The 17,329-nt window shown below is 73.0% G+C and carries 17 protein-coding genes and 1 pseudogene; 9 read left to right on the top strand and 9 right to left on the bottom strand.

Annotation, left to right across the window (positions count from 1 at the left end):
• Positions 1 to 174: 174 nt before the first annotated feature.
• Complete coding sequence (locus ACWDUZ_RS07985) at positions 175 to 975, top strand: site-2 protease family protein (RefSeq protein WP_451630930.1); 801 nt, start codon at positions 175 to 177, stop codon at positions 973 to 975.
• Here the strand turns inward: ACWDUZ_RS07985 and ACWDUZ_RS07980 are convergent.
• Both ACWDUZ_RS07980 and npdG read right to left on the bottom strand, forming a co-directional pair.
• The gene (locus ACWDUZ_RS07980) at positions 965 to 1,150 is read right to left on the bottom strand and encodes a hypothetical protein (RefSeq protein WP_451630929.1); all 186 of its coding nucleotides are present in this window, start codon (positions 1,148 to 1,150) and stop codon (positions 965 to 967) included. The genes ACWDUZ_RS07985 and ACWDUZ_RS07980 overlap by 11 nt on opposite strands.
• Before the next feature lie 87 nt (positions 1,151 to 1,237).
• On the bottom strand, positions 1,238 to 1,942 hold the full coding sequence (gene npdG / locus ACWDUZ_RS07975) for an NADPH-dependent F420 reductase (RefSeq protein ID WP_451630928.1): 705 nt from the start codon (positions 1,940 to 1,942) through the stop codon (positions 1,238 to 1,240).
• A gap of 151 nt (positions 1,943 to 2,093) precedes the next feature.
• Between npdG and ACWDUZ_RS07970 the strand changes: the two genes are divergently transcribed.
• Positions 2,094 to 2,699 carry a hypothetical protein gene (locus ACWDUZ_RS07970; protein ID WP_451630927.1) on the top strand — a complete coding sequence of 202 codons (606 nt, stop codon included), beginning with the start codon at positions 2,094 to 2,096 and terminating at the stop codon, positions 2,697 to 2,699.
• A 202-nt stretch (positions 2,700 to 2,901) separates the two neighbouring features.
• Positions 2,902 to 4,176 carry an MFS transporter gene (locus ACWDUZ_RS07965; RefSeq protein WP_451630960.1) on the top strand — a complete coding sequence of 425 codons (1,275 nt, stop codon included), beginning with the start codon at positions 2,902 to 2,904 and terminating at the stop codon, positions 4,174 to 4,176.
• 13 nt (positions 4,177 to 4,189) lie between these two features.
• Here the strand turns inward: ACWDUZ_RS07965 and ACWDUZ_RS07960 are convergent, their stop codons facing one another.
• Positions 4,190 to 4,420 (bottom strand): hypothetical protein, encoded by a 231-nt coding sequence (locus ACWDUZ_RS07960; RefSeq protein ID WP_451630926.1) that lies wholly within the window; start codon positions 4,418 to 4,420, stop codon positions 4,190 to 4,192.
• A 58-nt stretch (positions 4,421 to 4,478) separates the two neighbouring features.
• On the opposite strand from ACWDUZ_RS07960, the gene map reads away from it, so the two are divergent.
• Complete coding sequence (gene map, locus ACWDUZ_RS07955) at positions 4,479 to 5,336, top strand: type I methionyl aminopeptidase (RefSeq protein WP_451630925.1); 858 nt, start codon at positions 4,479 to 4,481, stop codon at positions 5,334 to 5,336.
• Between the two features lie 158 nt (positions 5,337 to 5,494).
• On the opposite strand, the gene ACWDUZ_RS07950 is transcribed toward map, so the two are convergent.
• Positions 5,495 to 6,148, bottom strand: coding sequence for a PhzF family phenazine biosynthesis protein (locus ACWDUZ_RS07950; RefSeq protein ID WP_451630924.1), 654 nt, complete (start codon positions 6,146 to 6,148; stop codon positions 5,495 to 5,497).
• 155 nt (positions 6,149 to 6,303) lie between these two features.
• On the opposite strand from ACWDUZ_RS07950, the gene efeO reads away from it, so the two are divergent.
• The 4 genes from efeO to ACWDUZ_RS07930 are packed head-to-tail and all read left to right on the top strand — an operon-like array spanning position 6,304 to position 10,655.
• Entirely contained in the window at positions 6,304 to 7,443 is a 1,140-nt protein-coding gene (efeO, locus tag ACWDUZ_RS07945) for an iron uptake system protein EfeO (RefSeq protein ID WP_451630923.1), read from the top strand.
• Positions 7,444 to 7,463: 20 nt separating this feature from the next.
• Positions 7,464 to 8,756: an iron uptake transporter deferrochelatase/peroxidase subunit gene (gene efeB, locus ACWDUZ_RS07940; RefSeq protein WP_451630922.1), complete on the top strand. Its 1,293-nt coding sequence runs from the start codon at positions 7,464 to 7,466 to the stop codon at positions 8,754 to 8,756.
• A 5-nt stretch (positions 8,757 to 8,761) separates the two neighbouring features.
• Complete coding sequence (efeU, locus tag ACWDUZ_RS07935; RefSeq protein ID WP_451630959.1) at positions 8,762 to 9,634, top strand: iron uptake transporter permease EfeU; 873 nt, start codon at positions 8,762 to 8,764, stop codon at positions 9,632 to 9,634.
• Positions 9,594 to 10,655 (top strand): hypothetical protein, encoded by a 1,062-nt coding sequence (locus tag ACWDUZ_RS07930; protein WP_451630921.1) that lies wholly within the window; start codon positions 9,594 to 9,596, stop codon positions 10,653 to 10,655. Before efeU ends, ACWDUZ_RS07930 begins: the two co-directional genes overlap by 41 nt.
• Before the next feature lie 78 nt (positions 10,656 to 10,733).
• Here the strand turns inward: ACWDUZ_RS07930 and ACWDUZ_RS07925 are convergent, their stop codons facing one another.
• Both ACWDUZ_RS07925 and ACWDUZ_RS07920 read right to left on the bottom strand, forming a co-directional pair.
• Positions 10,734 to 11,471, bottom strand: coding sequence for a bifunctional DNA primase/polymerase (locus ACWDUZ_RS07925; protein ID WP_451630920.1), 738 nt, complete (start codon positions 11,469 to 11,471; stop codon positions 10,734 to 10,736).
• Positions 11,472 to 11,584: 113 nt separating this feature from the next.
• Positions 11,585 to 11,964: pseudogene (locus tag ACWDUZ_RS07920) on the bottom strand (TetR-like C-terminal domain-containing protein); the annotation flags it as partial.
• Positions 11,965 to 12,148: 184 nt separating this feature from the next.
• On the opposite strand from ACWDUZ_RS07920, the gene ddaH reads away from it, so the two are divergent.
• Entirely contained in the window at positions 12,149 to 12,970 is an 822-nt protein-coding gene (gene ddaH / locus ACWDUZ_RS07915) for a dimethylargininase (RefSeq protein WP_451630919.1), read from the top strand.
• Positions 12,971 to 13,410: 440 nt separating this feature from the next.
• Here the strand turns inward: ddaH and ACWDUZ_RS07910 are convergent, their stop codons facing one another.
• The 3 genes from ACWDUZ_RS07910 to ACWDUZ_RS07900 all read right to left on the bottom strand — a co-directional run bounded on the left by ACWDUZ_RS07910 (position 13,411) and on the right by ACWDUZ_RS07900 (position 17,241).
• A complete protein-coding gene (locus tag ACWDUZ_RS07910; RefSeq protein ID WP_451630958.1) occupies positions 13,411 to 14,397 on the bottom strand; it encodes a small ribosomal subunit Rsm22 family protein in 987 nt (328 codons plus the stop codon).
• Positions 14,398 to 14,581: 184 nt separating this feature from the next.
• Positions 14,582 to 15,667, bottom strand: a complete 1,086-nt coding sequence (locus ACWDUZ_RS07905) for a serine hydrolase domain-containing protein (RefSeq protein WP_451630957.1) — start codon at positions 15,665 to 15,667, stop codon at positions 14,582 to 14,584.
• 41 nt (positions 15,668 to 15,708) lie between these two features.
• Complete coding sequence (locus ACWDUZ_RS07900) at positions 15,709 to 17,241, bottom strand: Bcr/CflA family efflux MFS transporter (RefSeq protein ID WP_451630918.1); 1,533 nt, start codon at positions 17,239 to 17,241, stop codon at positions 15,709 to 15,711.
• Between the last annotated feature and the right edge of the window lie 88 nt (positions 17,242 to 17,329).

Raw genomic sequence — 17,329 nt, 5'->3', positions numbered from 1 at the left:
AACTCGCGCCGCGTGCCCGCCCCCACACGCCCCCGCCCACTGGCCCGCCCACCGCGCATCCCTGCGAAAGGGACCCGGCGCAGGAACCCGGCACCCGCCATGAGACGTTCCTCCCTTGCGCCCGGTACGGTCGGGCTCGCCCGGACGCACCAGGACCACCACAGGAGTTTCTCGATGACCACCGTCACCACCCGCCACAGCGATCGGCGGATGAGTCCCGTGTTCGTCGGGATCCTCGCCGTGACCGCCGTCACGGGCTGGGCCGCCTGGACCGGGTTCGCCGAGCAGCCGGGCGTCGCGGTCTTCCTGTTCGTGACGGCGGCCTGGATCGTCTCCCTGTGCCTGCACGAGTACGCGCACGCACGCACCGCGCTGCACAGCGGGGACATCACGGTCGGCGCGAAGGGCTACCTCACGCTGAACCCGCTGAAGTACACACACGCCCTGCTGAGCATCGTGCTCCCGGTGATCTTCGTGATCATGGGCGGGATCGGCCTGCCGGGCGGCGCGGTGTTCATCGAGCGCTCCCGGATCCGGGGCCGCTGGCGGCACAGCCTGATCTCGGCGGCGGGCCCGCTGACGAACGTGCTGTTCGCGGCGGTGTGCACGGCCCCGTTCTGGCTGCACGCGCTGGACGGCGTGCCCCGCGACTTCCGCTTCGCCCTGGCGTTCCTCGCGCTGCTCCAGGTCACGGCCGCGATCCTGAACTTCCTGCCGGTCCCGGGCCTGGACGGCTACGGCGTGCTCGAGCCGTGGCTGTCGTACAACGTCAAGCGCCAGGTGGAGCCCTTCGCCCCGTTCGGCCTGCTGTTCGTGTTCGCGCTGCTGTGGGTCCCGTCGATCAACAACGTCTTCTTCGACGTGATCGACACGATCCTGCGGAGCCTGGGGATCAGCGACTTGGACGGCTACTGCGGTCAGGAGATGTACCGCTTCTGGCAGGGGACCAACGACTTCTGCACGCTCAGCCCGTGACGGACCCGTCCCGGGCGGCCCGGTCCCGGCGCACGTAGTACCAGGTCATGTTGGACGACAGCCCCGCCAGCAGGATCCACACGATCCCCAGCCAGCTGCCCTGGACGAACGAGACGACCGCCGCGGCCACGGAGAGGACGCAGACGATCAGGGCGTAGAGGGCGAGGCGAGGCATGTCGGTCGGCTCCTGTCGGGGGACACTGCCGGGTCGTGCCGGGTGTCGTGCTGGGTACTTCTTCGGCCCCCAGTGTCCCCCATGAGGTCATACGTCGGTGACGCGGAGCCCGGCGTGCGCCTTGTACCGGCGGTTCACCGAGATCAGGTTCGCCACCAGGGACTCGACCTGGTGGGCGTTGCGCAGCCGGCCGGCGAAGATGCCGCGCATGCCGGGGATGCGGCCGGCCAGCGCCTGCACAATCTCCACGTCGGCGCGCTCCTCGCCGAGCACCATCACATCGGTGTCGATCTGTTCGATCCCCGGGTCCAGCAGCAGGACCGCCGACAGGTGGTGGAAGGCCGCCGTCACCCGTGAGTCCGGGAGCAGGGCGGCGGCCTGCTCGGCGGCGCTGCCCTCCTCGGGCTTGAGGGCGTAGGCCCCCTTCTTGTCGAAGCCGAGCGGGTTGACGCAGTCCACGACGAGCTTGCCGGCCAGCTCCTGGCGCAGCGCCTCGAGGGTCTTGCCGTGACCCTCCCAGGGCACGGCGACGATCACCACGTCGCTGCGGCGGGCGGCCTCGGCGTTCTCGGCGCCCTCGACGCCGTGGCCGATCTCCTCCGCCGCGGCGCGTGCGCGGTCGGCGGCCCGGGAGCCGATGATCACCTTCTGGCCGGACCGGGCGAGGCGGTAGGCGAGGCCCTTGCCCTGCGGACCGGTCCCGCCGAGCACGCCGACGACCAGCCCGGAGACGTCGGGCAGGTCCCAGGGGTCCTTGGCGGGGGCCTTCTGTGCACTGTCGCTAGAGGTCATGCGCCGACTCTACGTCCGCGGCCCGCCGCACCCGGTCAGGTGCGCTGTGTCCCGGGCCGGCACCGGCGGCCCGGCGCCGCCGTCCCCGAGGCGGGCGAATTCCGACCGAACTCCCCCTCGTACCGGGCGGTTTGAGGCAGGATGCGCGTGTATGGATGCCGTAAGGGTCGCATGGCTGCGTGAAGTGCTCGCCGGAACCGAGTGGTTGGGTGCCACACGGCGGTTCGCGGGCGTGCTGCGGGGGTCCGTCGTGTCGCACGGGGGCGGGCTGCTGCTCGTGGGCACGCCGGAGTACGAGCCGTGGCACCTGGCCGCGCATCTGGTGGACGAGGCCGCCTGGTCGGGCACCCCGGAGCTGGCGCCGACCCTGGTACGGCACGACGCGCGCCCCTCGGATCCGGCGCATCTGTCGGTCGGGCTCGGCCGGCTGGAGGCGGCCCGGCGCGGGGAGACGCTGCTCGTCGTGGCCCCCGAGGAGACCGGACCGGCCCCGCTGCTGGGGCGGGTGCACGAGGCGCGGCGGGCCGGGGCGACGGTGCTGGCCCTGGGGCCGGACCGGGGCGAGCTGGCGGCGATGGCGCACGAGACGCTGGCGGTGCCGGACGGCGCCGAGCTGGACCTGGACACCGTGCAGCACCTGGTCAGCGCGGCGGCCGGGGAGAACGCGCTGCCGTCCGGACGGGGCCGCGGACGGTTCCGCGACCGTCTGTCGAGACTGACGGAACTGCTGACGGCTCCGCCGCCGACGCGCTGGTGACAACGGGTTCGCCCCGGTTGACACCGGGTTCGCCCCGGGCGCCTTCGCACCCGGCAGCGCGCGGAAAACCAGTTGCCGGCGCCGGTCGCCGGCCTGAGCATGGCGCCACGTGACCGACACCGCCCTACCCACCGAATCCGCGGAGCCCGCGAAGCCCCCGGAACCCGCGAAGGCCCCTGCCGCCGCCGCCCGGCCCTCCGGCCTGCGGGCCCTGCTCCCCGACCTCGCCCCCTGGCGGGCGTCCCGGGACTTCCGCCGGCTGTGGGCGTCGGGCCTGATCTCCAACTTCGGCAGCTTCCTCACCTTCGTCGCACTGCCGGTGCAGATGAAGGAGCTGACCGGTTCGGCCGCGGCGGTGGGTGCGATCGGTGCCGTGGAGCTGGTGCCGTTGATCGTGTTCGGGCTGTACGGCGGGGCGCTGGCGGACGCGCTGGACAAGCGGCGGCTGATCGTGTGGAGCGAGGCCGGTCAGGGTCTGCTGAGCGCCGCGCTCCTGGTGAACGCGCTGCTGCCGCACCCGACGGTGTGGCCGTTGTACGTGGTGGCCGCCCTGTCCTCCGCGCTGGGCGCCGTGCAGCGCCCGGCGCTGGACTCCCTGTGGCCGAGGATCGTGGCGCACGAGCACCTGCCGGCGGCCACGGCGCTGAACTCGCTGCGCTGGACGGCCGGGGGTGTGGCGGGCCCGGCCGTGGCGGGCGTGATCGTGGCGTACGCGGGGCTGTCCCCTGCCTACGCGGCGGACTCGGCGACCTTCGTGGTCTCCGTCGCGCTCGTGGTCCGCATCGCCGCCCAGCCCGCCTCCCGCGAGGCCGCGAAGCCGTCCCTGCGGGCGATCGCGGAGGGCGCCCGGTACGCCTGGGGCCGCAAGGAGCTGCTCGGGACGTACGTCGTCGACCTGGCGGCGATGTTCCTGGCGATGCCGCTGGCCGTGCTGCCGTTCCTCGCCGACGAGCTGGACGCCCGTTGGGCGCTGGGCCTGATGTACGCGACGGTGCCGCTGGGCTCGCTGCTGGTGAGCATGACCAGCGGCTGGACGTCCCGGGTGCACCGGCACGGGCGGATGGTGGTGCTGGCGGCGCTGCTGTGGGGCCTGGCGGTGGCGACCGCGGGTGTCGTGGGCGATGTGTGGCTGGTGCTGCTGTTCCTGACTGTGGCCGGGGGCTGCGACATGGTCAGCGGGATCTTCCGCGGGGCCATGTGGAGCCAGACCATCCCGGACGCGCTGCGCGGCCGGCTCGCCGGGATCGAGCTGCTCTCCTACTCGGCGGGCCCGCAGCTGGGCCAGGTCCGCTCGGGCGGCGTGGCCGCGTGGTGGGGCGTACGGGCGTCGGTGTGGTCGGGCGGGCTGCTGTGCGCGGGGGCGGTTGCGCTGCTGGCCGTGTGCCTGCCGGGGCTGATGAGGTACGACGTCCGGACGAACGAGCACGCGGTGCGGCTGCGCGAGGAACGCGCAGCCGCGGTCCGGGCGCCCGCGTGATCGGCCCGGCCGATCAGCCCTCTTCGCTCTCGCCGGCGGCCGTGTCGTGCCACCGGGGGTCGTTCTCCCACTGGAGGTTGCGCTCGCGGGCGGTCTCCATCGCGTGCTGGGCCTCCTGCCGGGAGGCGTACGGCCCGAACCGGTCCTTGGCGGGGCACTCGGGCCCCTCCTCGACCTTCTGGTGCTGCAGGCAGTAGAACCACTCGCCCGGCTTTCCGACGGTGCGCTTCTTGAACAGGGGCATGACCAGCTCCTCTCGCCACGGACATGTTCCCCCATCCCCGCTGGATAGACTCGCTGTCATGTCTGGCCAGTCGCTGCTCGTCCCCGGGGAACTCTCCCCCACCCGTTCCGTTCCCGGAAACATCCGCCGCCCCGAGTACGTCGGCAAGCCCGCGCCGAAGCCGTACACCGGGCCGGAGGTGCAGACGCCGGAGACCGTCGAGGCGATGCGCGTCGCCGGGCGGATCGCCGCGCAGGCGATGGAGGAGGCGGCCAAGCACATCGCGCCGGGCGTGACCACGGACGAGCTGGACCGGGTCGCGCACGAGTACATGTGCGACCACGGCGCCTACCCCTCGACGCTCGGCTACCGAGGCTTCCCCAAGTCGTTGTGCACCTCGATCAACGAGGTGATCTGCCACGGCATCCCGGACTCGACGGTGCTGCGGGACGGCGACATCGTCAACCTGGACGTGACGGCCTACATCGGCGGGGTGCACGGCGACAACAACGCGACGTACCTGGTCGGAGACGTCGACGAGGAGAGCCGCCTGCTCGTGGAACGCACCCGCGAGTCCCTGCACCGCGCGATCAAAGCGGTCAAGCCGGGCCGCCAGATCAACGTCATCGGCCGGGTCATCGAGTCCTACGCCAGGCGCTTCGGCTACGGCGTGGTCCGCGACTTCACCGGCCACGGCATCAACTCGTCCTTCCACTCGGGCCTGATCATCCCCCATTACGACAGCCCGCACGCCACGACGATCATGCGCCCCGGCATGACCTTCACCATCGAACCGATGCTGACGCTGGGCACCCACGAGTACGACGTCTGGGACGACGGCTGGACGGTCGTCACCAAGGACCGCAAGCGCACCGCCCAGTTCGAGCACACCCTGGTGGTCACGGAAACGGGCGCGGAGATTCTGACCCTGCCGTGACCCCGCGCATGCGGCGATCCGCCCGGGAGAGTACGTGGCCGGTACGGCCCTCACCTTCACGGCCGCAGCCTTCGTCCCCTTCGTCCACTTGGTGAAGGAGACCCCCCAGCCGCCTCCTCCCGGCCACACCGATCTCGTCCCGGCGGAACTCTCGCCCCTCAGCGTTCCTGGCCTTCGAGGACCACCCGGCCGCCCACCTCCACCCACCCTCCCGGCTGGGGTGCCGTCAGGATCTGGGAGCCGCTGCCCTGGGTGATGTTGAGGGCTCGGCCCAACTCGGCGGCGAGCAGGAGGGCCGCCGCTCCTGTCGCCTCGTCCTCGTCGATCCCGTCGTCGCGGCCGGGGAAGGCGCGGGCGCGGATGCGGCCGGCGGGTTCGTCCTCCCAGGCCCAGGCGTAGATCCACTCGCCCGGCGGGGGGATCTCCAGGTCGTCGACCTCCGAGGGAGTGGGGTACTGGCGCAGGGTGCGCGGCGGGGCCCACTCGGGGCGCGCCTCGATCCAGGTGAACTCGCCGTCCAGGCGGGTGCCGACGGGGCCGGCGGGGGTGACCAGTTCGGGGACGTCCAGGAGCCAGGCCGTGCCGACGCAGGGGTGGCCGGCGAAGGGCAGACGCAGGGTGGGCGTGTAGATGTCGATGACACCGCGCTCCGGGTCGTCGACGAACACCGTCTCGCTGAAGCCCAGTTTCGCCGCGAGCGCCTGGCGGTCTTCCCGGTCGGGGAGCAGGGAGCCGTCGCGGACCACGCCCAGTTCGTTGCCGTAGCCGCCGCGGGGTCCGCAGAAGACACGCAGCACGTCGTAGTCAGTCACCCGGGCATTGAAGCATCGCGCGGGCGGCGTGGGAGTCGCTGCGCGGCAGCAGAAACGATCAGGTGAGAGCTGAATCACTGACCCCGGTGGTGTGGCAAAGGTAAGCCTGCGCTAAGTTAGGTGAGCCTCACCAATTGTTCCCGTCTGGAGCCTGTATGCGAGCCGTCCGACTCCCCGTCGTCACCGCCGCCGTCACCGCGGCCGCTCTGACCGCCCTGACGGCCTGTACCGCGAAGAGCGACGCCGACGACGGCGACGCGATCCAGGTGACCGCCGCCGACTCCACCTGCGAGACCTCGGCCAAGAGCGTGCCGGCCGGTCAGGTCACGCTGAAGATAGAGAACAAGGGGTCCAAGGCGACCGAGGTGGAGATCCTTTTCCCGGACGACCGGATCGTCTCGGAGAAGGAGAACATCGGCCCCGGCACCAAGTACACGCTGACCGCCGAGGTGAAGGCGGGCTCGTACGAGATCGCCTGCCGGCCGGGGATGAAGGGGCACGGCGTACGGCAGAAGCTCACCGTCACCGGCTCGGGCACGACCGCGAAGCGGGACCCGCAGTTGGACAAGGCCGTCGCCGCCTACCGCCAGTACGCCCAGGAACAGGCCGACGAGACCCTGCCCCGGGTCGAGACGTTCGTGAAGGCGGTCAAGGACGGGGACGTCGCCGCCGCCAAGAAGGCCTACGCCCCCTCCCGGCTCGGCTGGGAGCGCACCGAGCCGGTCGCCGAGTCCTTCGGTGACATCGACCCCAAGGTCGATGTCCGCGAGGACGGCCTGGAGCAGGGCCAGAAGTGGACCGGCTGGCACCGGCTGGAGATGGCCCTGTGGAAGAACGGGAAGATCGGCGCCGAGGAGAAGACCCTCGCCGACCAGCTGGTCACCGATCTGAAGGACTGGCAGAAGCGGGTCGGCACCGCCGAGATCACCCCGACCTCCATGGCCAACGGCGCCAAGGAACTCCTCGACGAGGTCGCCACCGGCAAGGTCACCGGTGAGGAGGAGCGCTACTCCCACACCGACCTGGTGGACTTCAAGGCCAACGTCGAGGGCGCGCAGAAGGCCTACGGTCTGCTGAAGCCGGTCGCCGCGAAGAACGACCCGGCCCTGACCAAGGAGCTGGACAAGCAGTTCACCGCGCTCGACGCGCTGCTCGACACGTACCGCACGGACTCGTCGTCGTACGACTTCACCTCCTACGACAAGGTCGGCAAGGAGCAGCGCAAGGAGCTCTCGGACGCGGTGAACGCGCTCGCCGAGCCGCTGTCCAAGCTCGCCGCCGCCGTCGTCAAGTAGGGAGCAGGAGGGCGAGAGCGATGACCGAGACCCAGAGCCAGAGCCAGGGCGAGAGCCCTTCCGAGCAGGGGCGCAGGCCCTCCCGCCGGGCCCTGATCGGCTGGGGCGGGGCCGGGCTGGCGTTCGGCGCCGTCGCCGCCGGCGGCGCCGTGGCGGTGGCGACGAGCGGGGACGGCGCGGAGGGCTCGGACGCGGACGCCGGTGGCGCGGTGGCGTTCCACGGCGCCCACCAGGCGGGCATCGCCACGCCCGTGCAGGACCGGCTGCACTTCGCCGCGTTCGACGTGAAGACCGACGACCGCGCCGAGTTCGTGCAGATGCTGAAGGACTGGACGGCCGCCGCGCGCCGGATGACCGCCGGGAGGACGATCGGCGACGGCGCGTACGGCGGGCTCGCGGAGGCGCCGCCGGACGACACCGGCGAGGCCCTCGGCCTCAAGCCCTCCCGGCTGACCCTCACCATCGGCTTCGGCCCGTCGCTGTTCGACAGGTTCGGGCTGGCGGACAAGCGGCCCGCCGCCCTGGTCGATCTGCCCAAGTTCCCCGGCGACAACCTCGACCGCACCCGCACCGGCGGCGACCTGTGCATCCAGGCCTGCGCGGACGACCCCCAGGTCGCCGTGCACGCGATCCGCAACCTGGCCCGCATCGGCTTCGGCAAGGTCGCCGTCCGCTGGTCCCAGCTCGGCTTCGGCAAGACCTCCTCGACGACGCCCGGCTCCCAGACCCCGCGCAACCTCTTCGGGTTCAAGGACGGCACCAGGAACATCGCGGGCACCGAGACCGATCGGCTGAAGAAGTTCGTATGGGTCGGCGACGGGGACACCGGTGCGAAGGACGCCTGGATGAGCGGGGGTTCGTACCTGGTCGCCCGGCGCATCCGGATGAACGTCGAGACCTGGGACCGCACCTCGCTCCAGGAGCAGGAGGACGTGTTCGGCCGGGACAAGGGCGAGGGCGCACCGGTCGGCAAGGCGAAGGAACACGACGAGCCGTTCCTGAAGGCCATGAAGCCCGACGCGCACGTACGGCTCGCGCACCCCGACTCCAACGGCGGGATCACCATCCTGCGCCGGGGCTACTCCTTCACCGACGGCACGGACGGCCTGGGCCGGCTGGACGCGGGCCTGTTCTTCCTCGCCTACCAGCGTGACGTGCGCAAGGGCTTCATCCCGCTGCAGCGCAAGCTGTCGGCGCACGACGCGCTCAACGAGTACATCCAGCACGTGGGTTCGGCGGTCTTCGCGATTCCGCCGGGCGTTCGCGACGCGAACGACTGGTGGGGGCGCACCCTGCTGTCCGAGGAGGCGTGAGGCCAGTGTTCTCCAACTACCTGATCGGTCTGCGCGAGGGGCTGGAGGCCAGCCTCGTCGTGTGCATCCTGATCGCCTACCTGGTCAAGACCGGCCGCAGGGACGCCCTGAGGCCGATCTGGACCGGGATCGGCATCGCCGTCGCCATCGCCCTGGCCTTCGGCAGCGTCCTGGAGTTCGGCTCGCAGGAGCTGACGTTCCAGGCGCAGGAGGCTCTCGGCGGCTCGCTGTCCGTCCTCGCGGTGGGCCTGGTGACGTGGATGGTCTTCTGGATGCGGCGCACCGCCCGGCATCTGAAGGCCGAGCTGCACGGCAAGCTGGACCAGGCGCTGGCGATGGGCACGGGCGCGCTGGTGGTCACCGCGTTCCTGGCCGTGGGCCGGGAGGGCCTGGAGACGGCGCTGTTCGTGTGGGCGTCCGTGCACGCCGCCTCCGACGGCACCCCGCGCCCGCTGGTCGGCGTGGCCCTGGGCCTGGCGACGGCGGTGCTGCTCGGCTGGCTGTTCTACCGGGGCGCGCTGAAGATCAACCTCGCCAAGTTCTTCACCTGGACCGGCGCCATGCTGGTCGTGGTCGCGGCGGGCGTGCTGGCGTACGGCTTCCACGACCTGCAGGAGGCCGACTGGCTGCCGGGCCTGACCCATCTGGCCTTCGACATCAGCGGCGCCATCCCGCCGGACAGCTGGTACGGCACGCTGCTGAAGGGCGTGTTGAACTTCCAGCCCGACCCGACGGTCCTTCAGGTCACGGTGTGGCTGCTGTACCTGGTCCCCACGCTCACGCTCTTCTTCGCCCCGGTAGGGTTCCCCTCCGGGAAGGGGAAGGTGACGGTAGCTGATGAGCAGGGTTCACGGCCCTCGCAGGCGTCGCAGGCTTAGCCGGGTCGAGCTGCGCAAGCTTCAGCGCAAGGTTCTCGTCGCGGCCTCGGTGACCGCGCTGTCGTGGACGGCGAGCGGGTGCGTGGTGGTGCACGGGGAGCGCGAGGTGCTCCCGGCCACCACGCGTGCGGAGGCCGCCAAGGCGCTGACGCGGTTCACGGACGCGTACAACAAGGCCGACAAGGCCTACGACAGTTCCCTGGACGCCCGTCATGTCACGGGCGCGTTCGGCGCCATCGACGCGGCACGACTGAAGGCCGGTCACATCAACAGCCCGGCCGGGAACGCCCGGCACACGCCGCTGACGTTCACCGACGCCAGGTTCACGATCCCGAAGAAGGCCGGCTGGCCGCGCTGGTTCCTCGCCGACGCCAAGGGCAACAAGGGCGGCAGCGCGCGCTGGCTGCTGGTGTTCGTGCGCGACGACCTGAACGAGACCTGGAAGGTGGCCTACCTGACGCTGGTGGCCCCGGCGAACGTGCCGAAGTTCAAGCAGGACGCGGAGGGCTGGGCCGAGGCCGTGCCCTCCGACGCCCCCGGGCTGGCGGCCCGTCCGGGCGACCTGAGCCGGGCCTACGCCACCTACCTGAAGGACGGCGGCGACACCTTCGCCCCGGGGCAGCACACCACCACCTGGCGCACGCAGCGCGCCCGGAACGCCGTCAAGCCGGGTCTGGCCACGCAGTACATCGACGAGCCGCTGACCGAGGGCGCCTACGCCCCGCTGGCGCTGCGCACCGCGGACGGCGGCGCGCTGGTGTTCTGCACCACGCACCACTACATGAAGCAGACGGCCGCCTCGGGCGCGACCGTGCCCCGCCCGAACAAGGCCGTGCAGGCGCTGACCAAGGGCGAGATCAAGCAGTCGCTGACGATGGAGTTCGTCTCCAACGAGGCCGTGCTGGACCCGGCGGCGGGCTCGGTGGGTTCGGCCGGCTCCGGCGATGACGGGGCGAAGGGCCAGGGGAAGCTCACGGTCGTGGGGCGCGTGCAGGGGATGACGACGGCACAGGGCGGGTGACGCGGGGCGCCGTGGGGGCTGCTCGGGGCACCGTGCCGGGTTGCTCGGAAGGCCTTGCGAGGGCTCGCGGCGGCGGTTTCAGTGGCCCAGGGGCCAGGCCGCGCCGATGTGGCCGGGTTCCTGGCCGGCGTGGCGGGCGCAGGCGTCGGTGAGGGCCTCGAGGAGGCTGAGCGGGTCGGGCAGCGGATGCTCGGGGCCGCGTACCCAGCGCACCGACCGGTCGCCGTCGCCGGGCAGCCGGGCCGGCGGTACGAGGACGTAGGAGCCCCGGCAGTGCCAGCGCAGCCCGGGATGCTCGTCCATGGTCTCCGGATGGCAGTCCAGCTCGCAGGGCCACCACTCGTCCTCGTCCTCGGGCGTGCCGCGGGTGAGGGTGAAGAACAGCATGCGGCCGTCGTCGCTCTCGGCGACCGGTCCCGTCTCGACGCTGGCGGCGAACAGCCGCTCCAGGGCCTCCCGTCCGGCCTCCACCGGCACGTCCAGCACGTCGTGCACCATGCCGGTCGCGGTGATGAAGTTGGCCTGCGGCTGGTGTCGGGCCCACCGCTCGACCTGCGCGCGGTCGGTCGTGGACTGCGTCTGCCAGGCGAAGGACACCGGGTGCCGGGCGGGCGTGGGACAGCCGACCCGGTCGCAGGAACAGCCGTAGCCGGAGCCCGGGTGCGCGGCGGGCGCCAGCGGCAGTCCCGCACCGACGGCGGCGAGCAGCAGAGTCTCACGTCCGCCGTCCCCGGCGGCCTCCTTGGGGCGGCGTCCGCGCAGCCACTGGGAGAGTTTGCCCTGCCGGCCGGTTGGGCCGCCGAACTCCGCGCTCATCTATCCCCTCGCCTCGCTGGTGGGTACAGCTACGTCTGGACAGCTTCGTCCATGGTCCCACCATCCCGCGGCCGCGTTGACCGCGGCCCCGTGTCCGGGTCCGGCGTCGCCGCTCAGCGTGGTGCCGGCCCGTACAGTGCGTAGCCGACGAGAGCGTCGGTGTAGGCCTGCGTGATGGGGGCCGTGCGCTGCGGCCGGCGCCGGGCGAGCGGGAAGAGGAAGAGTTCCAGGGCGACAGGGGGTCCACGTCGGGGCGTACAGTCCCGGTGGCCCGGGCGGCGCGCAGCCGGTGCACGTACAGCCGGCGCCGCGGTTCCAGCAGCTTGGCCACGAACTCCCGGCCGAGCTGCTCGCTCACCAGGCCCTCGGCGGCCGGCGCCCGCGTCGGCGCCTCGAACCGCGGGTCGAGCAGTTCGTCGACGCCGGCCCGCAGCACCGCCTTGAGGTCGGCGGCGAGGTCGCCGGTGTCGGTTATCCCGTACGGCACCTGCCCGGGCCGGCTGCTCGCCGAGGTCGAGGTTCGTGGTGTGTTCCTCACGGGCGTCGCCTCAGGGGCACGCAGGTCAGGGGGCGCGTACCACTCGGGTGGGCGAAGGCCGGTGCCCGGCCCGCGCGCCACGGCCGTACCGGGCGCACCATGGGCTCGAAGCAGCCCCGCGGTACCCGAGGAGGCCGCCTTGGTCCGTTCCCGCAGCGCCACACCCCGGCGTTACCTCATGTGCCCACCCGCACACTTCGACCTCGCGTACGCCACCGAGCCGTGGACGGATCCGGCCAAGCCGGTCGACGTCGCGCTGGCCCAGGCCCAGTGGGAACGGCTGCGTGACGTGTACCGGTCTCTCGGCCACACCGTCGAGGAACTGGGGCCGCAGCCGACGCTGCCGGACATGGTGTTCACGGCGAACGGCTCCACGGTGGTCGACGGGCGGGTGTTCGGGGCCCGGTTCGCCCACCCACGGCGGGAGCCGGAGGCCGAGGCGCATCTGGAGTGGTTCGCGGCGAACGGGTTCGCGCATCTGCATGTGCCCGTCCACATCAACGAGGGTGAGGGCGATGTCGCCGTCACCGCCTCCTTTCTGCTGGCCGGGCACGGCTTCAGGACGAACCCGCTGGCGCACGGCGAGGCACAGGAGTTCTTCGGGCGGCCGGTGATCGGTCTGGAACTGGTCGATCCCCGTTTCCATCACCTCGGGCTGGCGCTGGCCGTGCTCGACGACGCGGCGGGCGAGGTGGCGTACTACCCGCCGGCCTTCTCCCCCGGCAGCCGGGAGGTGCTGCGGGGGTTGTTCCCGGACGCGCTGATCGCGGCGGAGGAGGACGCGGTGGCGCTCGGGCTGAACGCGGTGTCCGACGGGCTGCACGTGGTGCTGCCACAGACGGCGACGGGGCTGTGCGGTGCGCTGCGCGAGCGGGGGTTCGAGCCGGTCGGGGTGGAGATGGGCGAGCTGCACAAGGGGGGTGGGGGTGTGAAGTGCTGCTCGCTGGAGTTGCGGGGGTGAGACCGGGCGGTGCGGGTGGGGACGGGCGGCAGGGCCGGTGCGGTGGGGCGGCGTGGGCCGGTGCGGTGGGTGCGGGCGCGTACGGGTGAGTGCGGTGCCCGTCGCGCGTCGGGTACGTGGTGGGTCGGGGCCGCGGGGGTGCGTCCAGCCCCGCCGCCCACGGACGTACGGCCCGGAGGAGTCGGGTCGGCCGGAGCAGGGACCGCGGTACGCGGCGGGCTGTGACGCACCCCCACGACCCGCTCCCGCCGCCGGGCGGCCGCAGGTTGCACCCAGGTGCCGGTCGGCCCGGGGTCGGGGACCGCCCCGACACGGCGGGGCTGGGACGCACCCCCACGACCCGCTCCCGCCGCCGGGCGGCCGCAGGTTGTACCTGGGCGCGGGTCGGCCCGGAGTCCGGGTTCGCCCCCGGCCCGCGGTCGCGCGCCGGGCCCGGGTTGCTACTCGGGCCGGGGCCAGGGGTCGCCCCAGTCCGCGTCGCGGGCTGCCCTGTAGAGGTCGCCGTGGCGTTTGGTGATCGTGCGGCGGCGGAGTTGTTCGTCGGGCTCGCACAGGTCCAGGAGGACCTGGCCCTTGCGGATCTGGGGGCGCCGGACGACACGGGCGGGGGCGGGGGTGACCGGGAGGCGGGTCGCGGCCACGTAGCTGAACTTCTCGTCCTCGTAGGCGAGGGAGCCGCCCTTGACCTGGCGGTGCAGGGAGGACCGGCTGACCCGGGCCGAGAAGTGGCACCAGTCCGTGCCCGGCACGATGGGGCAGGCGGCGCTGTGCGGGCAGGGCGCGGCGATGTGGAATCCGGCCGCGACGAGCCGGTCGCGGGCCTCGATGACGCGGGCGTAGCCGGCGGGGGTGCCCGCTTCCACGACCACGACGGCCTGGGCGGCGTCCACGGCGGCGTCCACGACCGAGGTTCGGTCGGCCTCGGTGAGTTCGTTGAGGACGTAGGAGACGGTGACCAGGTCGGTGGGGTCGAGGGTGAGGGCCGCACCGATGCGGGCGCGCTGCCAGCGGACGTCGCGCAGGGCGGGGTGGCCGGTGGCGAGTTCCCGGCCGAGGGCGAGCGCGGGCTCGGCCCAGTCGAGCACGGTGACCGGCCGGGCCCCCGGCCAGGTGGCGGCGACGGCCCAGGTCGCGGCGCCCGTCCCGCCGCCGACGTCCACATGCCCGGCGGGCGCCCACCCGGGCACGGCGGCCGCGAACGCCTCCAGCGCGGCAGACACCGCCTCGAAGGTGGCGGGCATCCGGTAGGCGGCGTAGGCGGCCACGTCCGCGCGGTCGCGCAGGATCGGCGCGTCGGTCGGGGTGCTCCCCCGGTAGTTGGCGATCAGCCGCTCCACGGCCCCTGCCGCCTGCCGCGGCGGCAGCCCGTCCAGCAGCCCGGCGAGAGCGGCACGGAGCAGCTCCGCCGACGAGACGTCGGGGACCACTGGGGCGGCGGGTGCGTCGGGGGCCACGGGAGCAACGGGGTCGTTCACCCTTCGATTCTCGCAGGCCCACGGGAGGAGGGGCGGGCCCCGACCCGCCGCGGGGGGCGTGGCCCGAACGCGGGTTCGGGGGCGGGGCCCCGGGGGGTGGAACGGTGGGGGCGGCTGGGCGGAGCAGAACCGCCGCTCACGCGCCCCGCACGGCGCGGGCCAAACGGCTCGCCGCTGCCGCGCGCGGGCCGTTGTCCGGTGGGCGGCGGCGCGGGTGGACCGTGTTGGCCAGCAGCACGAGGAACGTGTCCGTGACCGGGTCCAGAACGAGCGACGTCCCGGTGAACCCCGTGTGACCGGCCGCTCCCCCGCCCGCCAGCTCCCCCATGAACCACGGCTGGTCGACCGCGAAGCCCAGACCCGGCGGGGCCAGCAGCAGCTCGACGAAGTCGGGGCCGAGGATCCGGGCGGGCCCGTACGCCCCGCCCGCCAGCAGGGTCCGGCAGAAGACGGCCAGGTCCCCGGCCGTGGAGAACAGTCCCGCGTGCCCGGCGACGCCCCCCAGCGCCCACGCGTTCTCGTCGTGGACCTCACCGCGCAGCATCCCCCGGTCCACCTTGGCCCAGGGCCGCCGCTGGTCCTCGGTGGCCGCCGCGCCGGGGCACGGACCGAAGCGTGTGGACGTCATGCCCAGCGGGCGGGTGATCCCGTCGTGGATCAGCGTGTCCAGGGGGCGGCCGGTGACGCGCTCCAGGACGTGCTGGAGCAGGAGCGGGTTCAGGTCCGAGTACACGTGGGCGCCGGGCGCCGTCACCGGTTGCTCGGCCCTCAGCATCGCCAGCCGGGCCGCCCGGTCCGGGCAGTCGTACAGCGGCAGTTCGGGGCGCAGCCCGGAGGTGTGGGTGAGCAACTGCCGTACGGTGATGCCGCTCGCGGCGGCGGCGCGGAACTCCGGCAGATACGACCCCACCCGCGCGTCGATCCCGAGCGTGCCCCGCTCGATCTGCTGCACGGCGGCCACCGCCGTGCACAGTTTGGTGAGGGAGGCCAGGTCGAAGGGGGTGTCGAGGGTCATTGGCACCCATGCCTCGGGCGGCAGTTCGACGCCACGGTCGGTGACGGGGTCGTAGGAGCCGTACCGTACGGCCCAGCCCGCGGCCTCCGCCACGGCGATCACGGGGCCGCGCCCGGCGACGACGACGGCGCCCGCCGTCCAGGGGCGCTCGCCCGTGGTGAGGGCGCGGACCTCGGAGACGAGGTGGTTCAGTTCGGCGGGGTCCAGTCCGGCCTTCCCCGGTGTGTCCCTGCGCAGTCTCGGCGCGCTCAGCTCTCCTCACCCGCATTCACGGTCTCCGCGCTCACGGTCCCCCCGCTCGTGGTCTCCGTGCTCGTGACGTCCTTCCCGGGTCGGCACATTCCCACGAAGCAGGCCAGCGCCACCAGGGCGGCCGCCAGTTGGACGACCGCCATGGGCACGGCGGTGTGCTCGCCGGCGATCCCGACGAGCGGGGAGGCGACCGCGCCGATGAGGAAGGAGGACGTGCCGAGCAGCGCGGACGCGGAACCGGCGTTGTGCCGGGTGCGCATCAGGGCGAGGGCCTGGGTGTTGGGCAGGGTGACGCCCATCGCGGACATCAGCACGAACAGCGCGGCCGCCACGGGCGTCAGGCCGACCTCGCCGAGCGCGCCCGTCGCCATCAGCAGCAGGGCGCCGGCCGCCAGGATGACGACGGTGAGGCCGGCGGCCAGCACCCGGTCCAGCCGGACCCGGCCGACGAGCACCTTGCCGTTGATCTGGCCGACGGCGACCAGCCCGACCGAGTTGAGCCCGAACAGCAGGCTGAACGTCTGCGGGGAGGCGCCGTAGATCTCCTGGATCACGAAGGGGGACGCGCTGATGTAGGCGAAGAGCGCGGCGAAGGCGAAGCCGCCCGCGATCATGTACCCGGTGAAGGCGCGGTCGGCGAGCAGTCCGCGCATCGCGCGCAGCGCCTCCCCGACGCCGCCCTCATGGCGTTCGGCGGGCGGCAGGGTCTCCGGCAGCCTGGTCCACACGACCGCGCCCAGCAGCACTCCGAGCACCGTGAGGACCACGAACACGCCCCGCCAGTCCGTCACCCGCAGGATCTGACCGCCGATCAGCGGCGCCACGATGGGGGCGACCCCGGAGACCAGCATCAGCGTGGAGAAGAACCGCGCCATGGCCACGCCGTCGTACAGGTCGCGGACCGTCGCGCGGGCGATGACGATGCCGGCCGCGCCCGCCAGGCCCTGCGCCAGCCGGAAGGCGACCAGTACCTCGACGTTCGGCGCGAGCGCGCACAGGGCGGTGGCCAGGACGTAGACGGCCAGACCGGCAAGCAGCGGGCGCCTGCGGCCCCAGCGGTCGCTCATCGGGCCGACGACCAGCTGTCCGAGCGCCATGCCGGCCAGGCAGGCGGTGAGGGTGAGCTGGACGGTGGCGGCCGGGGCGTGCAGGGAGCGGGTCACCTCCGGGAGCGAGGGGAGGTACATGTCCATCGCGAGCGGGGGTGTGGCGGTCAGGCCGCCGAGGATCAGGGTCACCAGGAGGCCGGTGCGGCGGGCTCCGGCGCGGAGGTCCGGGCCGGCCGGCCCGGTGTGCCGTCCGGGCCGCGGTGCGGCCGTCGGCGCCGGCTCCCGTACGGCGGCCCCCGGCTGCTCCCGTAGGGCGGCCCCCGACTGCTCCCGTACGGCGGCCCCCGACTGCTCCCGTACGGCGGCCCCCGACTGCTCCCGTAGGGCGGCCCGCGCCTGCTCGGGCACGGTCGGTGCGGCCGGTGCGATCGGTATCGGCTCCTCCGGCGCGCGCGGCGCCGACGCCCCTCCTTCGGACATGCGTCCCTCCCTCTCCGGCCGATCCGCCCTCTATGCTCTCAGCTCGTACGCCGTATCGAGGAACACAAGATCGAGGGTGGGGTCCGGT

It is taken from the genome of Streptomyces sp. NPDC003393 (genome assembly GCF_053589015.1).
This window is presented reverse-complemented; position numbering and strand designations above follow the sequence as displayed.

Excerpts from the sequence above, each read along its gene's own strand:
- map (WP_451630925.1), top strand. The coding sequence starts at position 4,479 with ATGTCTGGCCAGTCGCTGCTCGTCCCCGGGGAACTCTCCCCCACCCGT.
- ACWDUZ_RS07980 (WP_451630929.1), bottom strand. The coding sequence starts at position 1,150 with ATGCCTCGCCTCGCCCTCTACGCCCTGATCGTCTGCGTCCTCTCCGTG.
- efeB (WP_451630922.1), top strand. The coding sequence starts at position 7,464 with ATGACCGAGACCCAGAGCCAGAGCCAGGGCGAGAGCCCTTCCGAGCAG.
- npdG (WP_451630928.1), bottom strand. The coding sequence starts at position 1,942 with ATGACCTCTAGCGACAGTGCACAGAAGGCCCCCGCCAAGGACCCCTGG.
- ACWDUZ_RS07930 (WP_451630921.1), top strand. The coding sequence starts at position 9,594 with ATGAGCAGGGTTCACGGCCCTCGCAGGCGTCGCAGGCTTAGCCGGGTC.
- ACWDUZ_RS07925 (WP_451630920.1), bottom strand. The coding sequence starts at position 11,471 with ATGAGCGCGGAGTTCGGCGGCCCAACCGGCCGGCAGGGCAAACTCTCC.
- ACWDUZ_RS07970 (WP_451630927.1), top strand. The coding sequence starts at position 2,094 with ATGGATGCCGTAAGGGTCGCATGGCTGCGTGAAGTGCTCGCCGGAACC.
- ACWDUZ_RS07900 (WP_451630918.1), bottom strand. The coding sequence starts at position 17,241 with ATGTCCGAAGGAGGGGCGTCGGCGCCGCGCGCGCCGGAGGAGCCGATA.
- ACWDUZ_RS07960 (WP_451630926.1), bottom strand. The coding sequence starts at position 4,420 with ATGCCCCTGTTCAAGAAGCGCACCGTCGGAAAGCCGGGCGAGTGGTTC.
- efeO (WP_451630923.1), top strand. The coding sequence starts at position 6,304 with ATGCGAGCCGTCCGACTCCCCGTCGTCACCGCCGCCGTCACCGCGGCC.
- ACWDUZ_RS07985 (WP_451630930.1), top strand. The coding sequence starts at position 175 with ATGACCACCGTCACCACCCGCCACAGCGATCGGCGGATGAGTCCCGTG.